The following is an 11,582-nucleotide window of genomic DNA, read 5'->3' as shown; positions in this document are numbered from 1 at the left end:
TTCGCGTCCTAGTTTCTTCCCTCTTTGACTTGAGGATTGACCTTTTGGCCTTCCTTGAAGGAAGCCAGAGGCAAGGTGAGCACCTGTAGTGGCAGTTCATATACAGGATCCTCGATGCGAGCGAGGATGAGGCCGTCCTGACTGAAGGCGATCTCGATCGGTTGCTTTCTGATTGTCTGCTCAGGGCTGACGACCCAGATGAACGCGTCGTCCACTACGGCCGATTCAGGCAAGCGGTGAACATCGTTTATTTCCTTCCCTGTTATGTTCGCATTGACGAATGCCCCCACCGGAAGAAAGGAGTCGCGATCTTCGAAGGGATCGAGGATTTCTCCGATCACGTAGACGCTCTGATTCTTCGGATCGACGGACGGCTCTGTCCGGTTGATGGTTGCGTGCCAGGTGGCGCCTGGAAGCGTGGGAGTGGTGAGGGTGGCATCCAGAGTGGCTCCGAATCGAGGCAGCGTGAGGCGGCTAGCCTGCTGCGGGGTCAAGGGAAGCCGCACTTCGATCTTCTCGCGAGCCAGAAGGGAGCCGAGAGTGGAACCACGCGTCACGATATCGCCGGGACTGCTTTCCCGGCTCTCGATAATGGCATCGAAGGGCGCCCGGATGGTGGCCCGTTGCAGGTCGGTTTTAGCCTGCTGCACTGCGGCTTGGGCCGAAGCCAGAGCAGCTTGGGCTGATTCGAGCTGAGGTACGCGCAGCGTCAGATCGCTCGCTTCGTCAAGCGGTCGATTCGCGGCGAGCCAATCCTCTTTTGCGAGGCGGGACCGCGTTTCCTCCTCCGCCAGGGCCTGTCGAGCCGCCGCCAGGGCCGACTGACGGTTGGCGAGCGCCGCTTCGAAGTCGGCGGGATTGATTTTAGCCAGCCACTCTCCGGACTTGACGGATTTGCCCACTTCGAAACTCGGAGAAAGTTCCACCAGCTCACCGTTTACCTGGCTGGAAATGCTGGTGCTCAGGTAGGTTTGCGTGGTCCCGTAGGTCTTGATTTCAGGGCGTACGTTGGTCGGTTCGCTCAGCGTGGTATTGACGGTGGCCACCGCTTCCTGGCGGGGAAAGGTAGGCGGAGCTTCGCGGGACTTCACCATGAGGATGGCGATCGTGATGCAGGCTAGGAGCACGATGGGAGCGCCGACTATATTGATGATTTGTCGAGATAGTTTCATTGCTAGCGGAAGGAAGGTGGTGGGTTAAAACGCTTTGCCGAGGGCGAGGGCGAGGTTGACGCGGTTGCTTAAGCGCGAGGCTCTAAGGTTGATCGTTTGTCGTTCCGTATTGAATACGCGTCTTTGCGTTTCCAAAAGAGTGAGAAGCGTAGTGAGTCCGGATTCATACTCGCGCTGGACTCTGTCGAGAGCGTTGTTGGCTGCTTCCAGAGCTGCGAGGCGAGCGGATTCCTCACTTTCGAGGTAACCCTCGGAGCTCAAAGCGTTTTCGACTTCCCGTAGGGCGTTGAGCACTACGGATTGATAGTTGAAGAATGCCTGTTCGGCCCGCTTGCGAGCCGCTCCGATAGCGGCTGTTCGGTTGCCTGCGTCGAAGAGGGTCATGGAGACGTTCGCGAGGGCGTTCCACGAGTCGAAGGCCGAGCTTTTCAGGTCGGAGAGCTCGGAACTAGTCCTTCCTCCAGTTCCGGTGAGACGGAGGGAGGGGAGCAGGTCCGCCTGAGAAACGGATACGCGAGCGTCGGCGGCTCTTATGCGAGCGAAGGCGGCCTGAATATCGGGTCGAGCGGCAAGGAGCTCCGAAGGAAGATCCGGGGAGACAGTTCTGTCGAGCTGGGGCCAGCTCAGGCGCGAACCGTAGGAAGCGTTTGGGTACTGCCCAGCGAGGGCGTTCAATTGTCGGGCCCGCTGATCGCGCAGACTGAGACTGGATTCGAGGTCGGCCTTGGCGTTTTCCAAGTCGGTGCGAGCCAGGTTCAATTCGCTGTAGCTTGCTTCTCCGAGATCGAATCGCCTGCTGACGAGCTGCTCGGTGGTGGTGAAGGAATTCACTCGGCGCTGGTCGAGCTCGGTCAGTTTTTCTGCAGCGACCAGCGAAAACCATGCTTGCATGACCTGAGCGACCAGAGATTGACGAGCGTAGTGAAAGTCGGCCTCCGATGCGGCGAGATCGGCCCGACTGGCGTTGGCATTCGCCCTCAACCTTCCCCAGACATCTACCTCCCAGCTAGCGTCAAGAGAAACTGAATACGTATCCGAGGCGCCGAATCCAGCTGGGTCGTCGCGGCGGGCGCTCGCTCCGCCGTCAAGCGAAGGGAAAAGGCGCGAGCGGGTTTGCGTCAGCAGGAAGCCGGCCTCTTCGAACCGCGCCATGGCGCCGGATAGGCTTGGATTGTTCTCCAAGGCAAGCTCCACCACGCGGTCGAGTTCGGGCGTATCGAAAAGGTGCAGAAGCGATTGGGCGATTTCGAGCTCCGTCGTCGCGCCGGATTGATAGGAATCGGGCAGCGGAAGGGGCTCCTTTTCGCTCCACTGGGAAGGACTGAAGCAGGCTCCCAGAAAAAGGGCGGGGAGAAGCAGCGGTAGATTTGGAAGGAGGCGGGACATCGTAAAGCGTGCTGGGCTAGGATTTGAGCGTTGCAAGACCGGCCAAGGCGAAATCGGTTTGGCGTCGAATGTAGGAGGAAAGCTGTCGATCGGTAGGAGGTGTGGGGAAACGCATTTTTCGCAGGGGTGAAACCAGTTTCGGGAAGACGCACAGCGCCGCGATATTGAGGTGGGCCTGGGCGATACGCTCTCTGGAACGCGTCCCGAGAAGCGTTTGCAGGACGCGTCTCAGCGCTTTGCCCTGCAGTTCGAAGACTTCCTTCACGATGAAATCCTCGGCCTCCGTTTCGCGGGTCGTCTCATGCGCCAGCATCCGGTCGAACTTGCCAGCGGGCCCTGTATCGAAGGCTCGTCTGATGACCGCGTTCATGAACGTTTTCAACTGCTGCTCGCTCGATCGAATTGATCGTGAGGGGACGGATCCACGAATTGGATACTGGCGTTCGGCGACCTCGAAGGCCGTCCTGAGCGCTTCTCGATAGAGCCTTTGCTTGGAGCCGAAGTAATAGTTCACCAGAGCGACGTTTGCCTTTGCCTGTTGGCAGATGGATGAAACGGTGACGCGTTGGAAGCCCCGTTCCGCGAACTGGTCAACAGCCGCCAGAAGTATGCGTTCTCTCGTTTCCGTCTTAGACATCTTGGCTGAAGAGATACTCTCTTAAACTAACATTTCAAACATTTGTTTGATTACAATTTCGTTAGAAACCTCGCTCGGTCTGTGGAAACGGGCAGGAGTGCTTCGACTCGGAGCTCCGGCTGGCTGTGGTGTTCGCGTCATCGAGCAGACGAAGCGCCAATGCCTTTGAAGGCGCGGACTTTCGTTTCCACAGCGGCGCGGGCGCTGGCGCGTGGGGCTGGAACGCGAAAAAGCGCAGCTCCGGGAGAGGCTGCGCTCGACGTTCGCGTCGTTGGGTTTGGCCGATGTGGGCCTAGTTTTCGACGTTGCTGGAGCTCTTCAGCAGGTACTCGAAGGCGGCCAGACCTGCTTTGGCTCCTTCGCCCATGGATACGATGATCTGCTTGAACGGCACGGTTGTGACGTCGCCGCATGCGTAGATGCCGGCCTGATTCGTTTCGCAGCGTGGGCTGACTACGATTTCGCCGAATCGGTTGGTTTCGACCAGGCCCTTCACCAAGGCGCTGTTAGGAGCTAGGCCGATTTGCACGAATACGCCCTCGGTTGGCAGGAAACGAGATTCGCCTGTCTCGCGGTTCTTGATCTTCAGGCCTTTGACGCCTTTGGCATCCGCTTCGATGCTCTCGGTGGCGGCGCCGGTGATGATGGTGGCGTTTTTAGTCTTCTGTAGTTGATCGGCCAATACCTTGTCCGCTTTTAGCGTATCCAGAAACTCCACCACCGTGACGGACTTGACGATGCCGGAAAGATCGAGGGCCGCTTCCACGCCGGAATTGCCCCCGCCGACCACCACGACGTCCTTGCCCTTGAAAAATGGACCGTCGCAGTGCGGGCAGTAGGCGACGCCGTTTCCTACGTTTTCCTTCTCGCCAGGGACGCCCAGCTCGCGCCACTTGGCTCCTGTCGCGATGATCACGGTCTTGGACTTGAGCTGCTCGCCCGTGGCGAGCTTCAACTGCCAGTGAGGGCTTCCATCAAGTTGGCTCACCGCGGCCACCCGCACGTCCTCACGCGTCTTTATGGAGTAGTCAGCGATATGGGAGCGCAGGTTTCGAGATAGCTCTGGTCCCGTCGTTTTGGCAGTTCCGATAAGATTTTCGATACCCATGGTATCGTTGACCTGACCGCCGATCTTTTCGGCGAGCATGAGCACCTTTAGCCCTTTGCGGGCGGTGTAGATGGCCGCCGCTGCAGCAGCAGGTCCTCCGCCCACGACGGCTACGTCGTAAAGGGTCTCGTCCGCGGCAAGCTTGACCGGGGCGATGGTGGCGATGTCGGCGATTTTGGAGAGGATTTCCGCGGCGCTTATCTTTCCGCTGGAGAACGGCTTCTTGTTGAGAAAGACCGTAGGCACGCCCTGCACGTTGCGCTCCTCAGCCAGTTTCACGTGATTGCCGCCGTCGATCATCTCGCAGGAGATCTTTGGATTGATGACGCTGAACTGGTTGAGCGTCTGCACCACATCCGGGCAGTTGTGGCAATCGAGGGAAACGAAGACTTCGAAGCTCAGGGGCACGTCGATGGCGCGAACCTGCTGCTGCACGCCTTCGTCGAGTTTGACCGGGATGCCGCCAGCTTGCAGGAAGGCCAAGACGAAGGAGTTGAACTCGTGTCCGCCCGGGATGCCGGAGAAGCGAATGCCGGTGGTCTCGCCATCGGCAAGCAGTTCGAAGGTGAGACCTTCGCGCACGTTGAAACCGGTCTCGCTGTAGATGAGCTCCAGCTTGTCGGAGAGCGAGGTGACCTGCACCAGCAGATCCACCAGTTCCGGCCGCTTGGGATGGCTGCCGTCGAACAGCTTGAACTGCACCGTTCGGGTGAGTTTTTCGGCGTAGGCCTTGAGAGTGGAAACGATTTCCGGGCTAAGCTTCATGAGGGAATTCGAGATTGTATCGAAAAAAGCGATATGTGGTTTTCGAGAGTGCGATGGCTTGGCGGAGCGCATGTCTAAGCTGCTCGAGGACGAACGCGCAGCGAAAGGCGGAGGCGGGGATAAAAATCCCCTTCGCCAGTTGAAGCGAAGGGGATGAGAAATGGAAGCGTGACTAGATCTTGCCCACGAGATCGAGGCTTGGCTTGAGCGTTTCTTCGCCTGGCTGCCACTTCGCAGGGCAGACTTCGCCATCGTTCGCAGCGACGTACTGGGCGGCCTTGACCTTGCGCACCAGATCGGAAGCGGAACGGCCAATGCCGAGATCGTGGATTTCCATCACCTTGATCTTGCCTTCCGGGTCGACCACGAAGGTGCCGCGGAGGGCCAGGCCTTCCTCCTCGATCATGATGTCGAAGCCGCGGGTGATCTTGCCCGTGGGGTCGCCGATCATCGGGAAGCTGATCTTTCCGATGGTTTCGGAGGCATCGTGCCATGCCTTGTGAACGAAGTGGGTGTCGGTTGACACCGAGTAGACCTCGACGCCCAGTTCCTTGAGCTCGGCGTAGTGGTCCGCCAAGTCGCCCAGCTCGGTCGGGCAGACGAAGGTGAAGTCTGCCGGATAGAAGCAGAAAACGGCCCACTTGCCTTTCACGTCCTCGGAGGAGACGGTGATAAACTCTCCGTTGTGGAAAGCCTGCGCTTCGAAGTCAGGGATGGATTGATTGATTTTTGCCATAGAAGATGGGTGGTTTTGCTTGGTTTGATGAGGATTCAAGGAGACCGCTTGTGATCGCTGTCTTGTTTGATGGATACGAATCTACCAGCTAACGGAAGATAGTTGAAATATATAAAATATATGATTTCGATAAGGCGTATTTATGGAATTGCAGCAGCTTAGGTATTTCGTAGCGGTGTCCAAGCATCGAAACTTCACGCGGGCGGCGGAGGAGTGTCGCGTTTCTCAGCCGGCATTGAGCATGCAGATCCAGAAGCTGGAGGGGGCTCTCGGGGGGCCGCTGTTTCACCGACAAGGGCGCAAGATCGTGCTCACGGGACTAGGCGAGCGCTTGCTTTCCAAGGCGGAGAACCTGCTTCTGTTGCATCAAAGCGCCATCGACGAGCTGCGCGACGAAGTGGTTTCCGGTGGTGTGGCTCAGTTCGGGGCTACCTTGACCATCGCTCCCTACCTCATCCCGTACGTGGTGAGCCATGCGGATCGCGATGACATTCCTCCGTTTCGCATGGAAGAGAATTTCACCGAAGGGCTGCTGGATCGGATCCTTGACGGCAGTCTGGACTTCGCTCTGATGTCCACTCCGGTGGAGATCGCCAGTCTGATGGTCAAGGTGGTGGCGCGCGAACCCTTCGTTCTGGTGATGCCGTCCGACCATCGACTTTCGCGAAAAGGCAAGATCAGCATGGACGACGCCCTCAAGGAGCCTTTTCTCCCTCTCAGCCAAATCCACTGCGCCGGGCGGCAGATCAGCGAATTCTACTCGAAGCGCGAGAATCAGCCTCGATCCCAATTCGAAAGCGCTCAGATCGACACCATCCTAAAGCTGGTAGGCAAGGGGCTTGGGGTGACCCTGCTGCCGAAAATGGCCGTTCTGGGCTCTTTGGACGAATCGCTCTGCTATCGCTACATCCACGGGGTCAAGCTGGATCGCGAGATTTCCATGGTGCATCACCCGGACCGTTACCTGAGCGATTCGGCTCGCAAGATGATGACGCTGATCGAAACCTGCCTCAACGATTTCGTGAAAGAATAGGAAACGGGCTGACCTCTCCGCTCGCTCGTTAGCTTGCGATCGCTTTTCCCAAGAGGTCGGCTCGATAGGCGTCTATGTCATGGACGCCTGAATACAGGTGTTTGATAAACGCGTTTCGCTCGTGCCACATGACCTCCATGTCCCACAAGCAAAAGGAGTAGCGATCGCCCGCGGAAATCCATTTGCCCTGTTCTTCGACGGAGACATCGAGGAAGAGCTCGTTGTCGTTTCCCCACCAGCAGAGAACCAGATAGCGAAGGGCGACGCCCTCGTGGAAAATGACGAATGCGGGGGTGGTTTCCCAGTCGATGCCTTTTGAGCTGAGCACGATCTTCAGCCGCTCCTCGTACGCGGAGCAGTCGATGGTGGCGGTGGCTGCGGACAAGGTGTAGCGCTTGAGCTTGAGGGCGTCTGATTCTGGAGGGAAGTGATGAAGTGGACGAGGGGCGAACACGTTAGGCATGGGCTAAAGTTTCTTGTCGAAGAAAAGGGCTCTTCCCATTTTTGGATCGAGCTCGTAGCCGGCGAATCCAAATTCGCGATACACCTTCTGGGCGCGTTGATTGCCTTCCAGCACTTCCAGCGTCAGCTTGCAGCAGCCTCGACCACGGGCGAGCTCCTCTACCGCCAGCAGCAGGCGGTGAGCGATGCCTTGCCCGCGAAAGCGAGGGTGAACCGCGAAGTCGTGGAGATTCATCAGCGGCTTGCAGGCGAAGGTGGAGAAACCCTCGAAGCAGATGGCGATGCCCGCGGGTGACTCGTCGGCGAAGGCGAGAAAAACGAATGCGTTGGAGCGCTCGGCAAGGGCGTCGCAAAGGTGCATCCTCGCGTTTTTCGGTAGTGGAGAACCGCCGCCCATGACGTCTTTGCAGTATTCATCGAGCAAGGACACTAGTGCCGATCGATCGCGCTCCGAAGCGAGGTTTGCAGGCCTGATAGTAATCGCGGTGTCAGTGGGCATGCCGAGACTTTGCCAAAACAGCTCCGGCTGGCAAGCGCGAGTACCGGTGGCGCAGCGTTTCCTAAGGCAGGGCTGAGAGGGTGAGGCGATCGCTTTGGTGCGAGCTAGTGGGCTCTGGAGCGCGATTTAGATGTGAACCGCTTCCTTAGGGTCGCTCCATTTGCCGTGCTCGCGGATCAAGTCGATCAGGCGCTCGTCCGCCTCGGCTTGCGGGATGTTGTATTTCACGCATTCCTTGCCCACGTACAGATTGATCTTGCCAGGGGCTCCGCCTACGTATCCGAAATCCGCGTCCGCCATTTCGCCCGGTCCGTTTACGATACAGCCCATGATGGCGATCTTAACGCCTTTCAGGTGGCCGGTCTTGGAGCGAATGCGTTGCGTGGTGGTTTGCAAATCGAACAACGTGCGCCCGCAGCTCGGGCAGGCGACGAATTCGGTTCGCGTGATGCGCGAGCCAGCGCCCTGCAGCACGTTGTAGGCGAGCCGCGTGGAACGAATCAGGTCGTCGTCGCTCTCGATGCTGACCATGTCGCCGAGCCCATCGCAGAGGAGGCTGCCGGTGAGGATGCTGGCGTCGAGGAGTTTGGAGAGGAAAGGAGAGGAGGCTTTGTCCGACGTAGCTGTGGAAGCCGACTTCACGTTGCGTATCCAGATCGGGGATGCGTTCTTCCAGCGTTTCAGACGCTCCGCAAGCTGCCGGTACTTTCCGGCCTGATGTTCCGATGCGGATGACGATATGTCGCCGCGCAGGGTGATGATGGTATCGGGGCTTGGCTCGGAAAGAATGCCGTCGCTCACCGCGGGCGAGACTGCGATGATGGGACGGATTTTAAACTGTCCGCAGAGGTGCACGAACTGCTTGTAGTCGTTGTAGTCTTCGTCCCCGAAGTCTCGTACGATAGCCAAGGGGAGCGGGTGATTTGGCAAGGCCAGAGAGACTTCGTCCAGGGCAAGCTCGGGGTCCAGCTCGAGTACGACGAACTCCGCTGCGCCGCTGATGCCTTCGCAAAGCGGCGCTACGAATTGCAGATCGTCCAGAGTGTTCGCTTTCACCAGCAGTCCCTCCAGCTTGGCGTCGCCGAGCTTGGGGCGCGAGGTTTTCGCCTCCGCGGCGATGGTCACGTATTCGGAAATTGGATGCTTGATGGGGGTGATCACAGTCGGCGGCTGATCGCTACCGAGAGTTGCCGCGTTTCCCAAGGAAATCGTCTCTACCGAACGACGTTCGAAGTGGAACGGATCGATCGAGTCGTGATCGTCAGGTCTGGGTTCAATGGCTTTTGGCGATTCCTGTACCCAGTTTTTCATGACCTTTTCGGCAAGGGCCTGAGCGACGGGGATCTCGTAGACTGGATCCTCGGTCAGGGAGACGCGAATGGTATCGCCAAGTCCGTCCATGAGCAGGCTGCCGATGCCGATGGCGGACTTGATGCGCCCGTCCTCGCCGTCGCCCGCCTCGGTGACGCCCAGGTGGAGCGGGTAGCTCATGTTCTCCTTTTCCATGTGAACAACCAGCAGGCGATAGGCTTCGATCATCACCTTCGGATTGCTGGCTTTCATGGAGAGAATCATATCGTGAAATCCATGCGATTCCGCGATTCGGAGAAACTCCAGGGCGGACTCCACCATGCCAAGAGGCGTGTCGCCGTAGCGATTCATGATACGGTCCGATAGCGAGCCATGGTTGGTGCCGATGCGCAGGGAGCGACCAAGCTGCTTGGCTCGCTTGACCAAAGGCGAAAAGGACTCGTAGAGTCGCTGCAGCTCGGATTCGTATTCAGCATCCGTATACTCGAGCACGGCGAATTTCTTCTTGTCCGCGTAGTTGCCTGGGTTGACGCGCACCTTTTCCACGTGCTCCACCGCTTCCATGGCGGCAGCTGGCAGAAAATGGATATCCGCCACCAGCGGAACATGAGCGAAGCCAGCGGCGCTGAACTGGGCGCGAATATCCTTCAGCGCCTTGGCGGCCGTCTTGTTCGGAGCGGTGACGCGCACGATTTCGCAGCCGACTTCCGCTAGGGCGATGGCCTGCTTGACGGTGGCCTCGACGTCTTGGGTCAAGGTCGTGGTCATGGACTGGATACGAATTGGCTGGCTGCCGCCGACGGGGACCGAGCCCACGTTTACTTCCCGGCTCAAGCGCCGTCGCGTTTCGTAGCGAGAAAGGCAATACGAGCTCATTGCTCTGGTGTAGCGTCTTGGGTTTCGCCGCTTGCAGCGGTAGTGGAATCATCTTGGCCGAATACCGGAGCGATACGTTGGTCTCGGATTTCGTTGACTTCGGTGGTCTCGGAAATCCAACGACTGATGTCGAAGAAGGAGACGTAGATGATCATGCTGAAGAGCAGCAGCATGAAACTGCCTTGGATCGACGCGATGATGTTGGGATTGATCGGGTTGCGTCGCAGCTTGGAAATGGTGGCGAACACGATGTGGCCGCCGTCGAGCACCGGGATCGGCATCATGTTGAAGATGGCGAGGCTCACGTTGATGAAGACCACGATCCAGAGCGTGTTCAGCATGTCGTACTGCGAGGCGTTGTAGATCACGCGGATGATGCCGGCCGGACCGCTCATGTGGCTGATGCCGATGTCGGAATTCTTGTGAATAAGAGCCTGAAGGTTGGTCCAGGTCGTAGTGACGACCTCGACCATTTGTTCGACCGGAGTCTGGTAGATCAGACCGCGTTTCTTGTCGAATTCGTAGATGCCGGTCAGCGTAGCGGTGCCGCCGTTTTTCCAGACCTGCACCTCCTCGGGCACCAGTTTGGTCTCAATGATCTCGTCCCCACGCTGCACGGTGAGCGCGACTTCCTGATCCTTCTTGTCGGAAATGTAGGTGCGGTAGAACGCGGGGCTGCGCACCGGATTTCCGTCAAGCGCTACTAGCACGTCGCCAGGCTCCACCCCCGCCTTCACGGCGGGAGAATTCGGAAAAAGGGATTTCACCATGACCGTGTAGCCAGGGAGCATGCCGACCTGTCGCAGCTTGTAGTCCTCGGAGATGATGGGCTGCACGGCGAAGTTGAGCCGCTGGTCGCCGCGCAGGACTTCGAAGTCGATCACGCGATCGCCCGAAACGGTGACGCCGCTGCTCAGGGCGATGCCTGCTTGGATATCGTCCCAGTCGAGCACCGGTTCGCCGTCGATGGCTACGATCTGGTCTCCGACGCGCAAGCCGGCGGAGTAGGCTGGGGCGGGCACGGTCTCGCCGTCCTTGTTGACCAGGGTCTCGCTGAGGAAACCGATTTCGGTGGACGCTCGATCCTCCGCGGTAGGGCGTCCGGTGAAGAAGAGCAAGCTGGCCAGCAGGAAAGCGAAGATCACGTTGAAGACGGCCCCTGCGGAGGCCACGATGACCTTGTCCAGGTAGCCAATGCGTGGCAGGGCCTTGTAGTCGACTGAGGAATCGCCTTCGATGCCGCGCATGTCGGCCAATTGCGGCAGGGCCACGTAGCCGCCCAGCGGGAACCAGGAGAGTCGGTATTCCACGCTGCCGCGGGTCCAGCTGACGATTTTCGGTCCGAAGCCGATGGAGAAGCGATCGATGTGCAGCCCGCGCCATTTGGCGGCCAGGAAGTGGCCCAGCTCGTGCACGAAGATGGAGCCTCCGAAGAAGAGGACCACCATCAGGGCGCCCCAGCCTTTGTCGAGTAGATCGGGAAAATTCATTCGGTGAAAGGGTTGTTAGGAAAAGCGTGGAGATGGCTAGCGTAAAGCGCGCGGATGGCAACCTTGCTCAGCGGTTCATCGGTCGAAACCCTAGGGCGTGCCCGCGA

At 58.6% G+C, this 11,582-nt stretch carries 10 protein-coding genes; 1 reads left to right on the top strand and 9 read right to left on the bottom strand.

What is annotated here, in order from left to right:
- Positions 1–8: 8 nt before the first annotated feature.
- From QEH54_RS02515 to ahpC, 5 genes are all read right to left on the bottom strand, one after another.
- Positions 9–1,172, bottom strand: coding sequence for an efflux RND transporter periplasmic adaptor subunit (locus QEH54_RS02515; protein WP_309017043.1), 1,164 nt, complete (start codon positions 1,170–1,172; stop codon positions 9–11).
- A gap of 24 nt (positions 1,173–1,196) precedes the next feature.
- The gene (locus QEH54_RS02510) at positions 1,197–2,558 is read right to left on the bottom strand and encodes an efflux transporter outer membrane subunit (RefSeq protein ID WP_309017042.1); all 1,362 of its coding nucleotides are present in this window, start codon (positions 2,556–2,558) and stop codon (positions 1,197–1,199) included.
- A 16-nt stretch (positions 2,559–2,574) separates the two neighbouring features.
- On the bottom strand, positions 2,575–3,195 hold the full coding sequence (locus QEH54_RS02505; RefSeq protein WP_309017041.1) for a TetR family transcriptional regulator: 621 nt from the start codon (positions 3,193–3,195) through the stop codon (positions 2,575–2,577).
- A 292-nt stretch (positions 3,196–3,487) separates the two neighbouring features.
- Complete coding sequence (gene ahpF / locus QEH54_RS02500; RefSeq protein ID WP_309017040.1) at positions 3,488–5,068, bottom strand: alkyl hydroperoxide reductase subunit F; 1,581 nt, start codon at positions 5,066–5,068, stop codon at positions 3,488–3,490.
- Between the two features lie 172 nt (positions 5,069–5,240).
- On the bottom strand, positions 5,241–5,804 hold the full coding sequence (gene ahpC / locus QEH54_RS02495; protein WP_309017039.1) for an alkyl hydroperoxide reductase subunit C: 564 nt from the start codon (positions 5,802–5,804) through the stop codon (positions 5,241–5,243).
- Between the two features lie 142 nt (positions 5,805–5,946).
- Here ahpC and QEH54_RS02490 point away from each other — a divergent pair, with 142 nt between their 5' ends.
- Positions 5,947–6,837 (top strand): LysR family transcriptional regulator, encoded by an 891-nt coding sequence (locus QEH54_RS02490; protein ID WP_309017038.1) that lies wholly within the window; start codon positions 5,947–5,949, stop codon positions 6,835–6,837.
- A gap of 28 nt (positions 6,838–6,865) precedes the next feature.
- Here QEH54_RS02490 and QEH54_RS02485 read toward each other — a convergent pair whose 3' ends face one another.
- The 4 genes from QEH54_RS02485 to rseP form a co-directional block, all read right to left on the bottom strand.
- Complete coding sequence (locus QEH54_RS02485) at positions 6,866–7,300, bottom strand: hypothetical protein (protein WP_309017037.1); 435 nt, start codon at positions 7,298–7,300, stop codon at positions 6,866–6,868.
- Between the two features lie 3 nt (positions 7,301–7,303).
- Positions 7,304–7,798, bottom strand: a complete 495-nt coding sequence (locus QEH54_RS02480; RefSeq protein ID WP_309017036.1) for a GNAT family N-acetyltransferase — start codon at positions 7,796–7,798, stop codon at positions 7,304–7,306.
- 126 nt (positions 7,799–7,924) lie between these two features.
- A complete protein-coding gene (ispG, locus tag QEH54_RS02475) occupies positions 7,925–9,985 on the bottom strand; it encodes a (E)-4-hydroxy-3-methylbut-2-enyl-diphosphate synthase (RefSeq protein ID WP_309017035.1) in 2,061 nt (686 codons plus the stop codon).
- Positions 9,982–11,475, bottom strand: coding sequence for an RIP metalloprotease RseP (rseP, locus tag QEH54_RS02470; protein ID WP_309017034.1), 1,494 nt, complete (start codon positions 11,473–11,475; stop codon positions 9,982–9,984). The genes ispG and rseP overlap by 4 nt, the downstream gene beginning before the upstream one ends.
- Positions 11,476–11,582: the final 107 nt, after the last annotated feature.

This window comes from Pelagicoccus sp. SDUM812003 (assembly GCF_031127815.1).
Lineage (GTDB): Bacteria > Verrucomicrobiota > Verrucomicrobiia > Opitutales > Opitutaceae > Pelagicoccus.
This window is presented reverse-complemented; position numbering and strand designations above follow the sequence as displayed.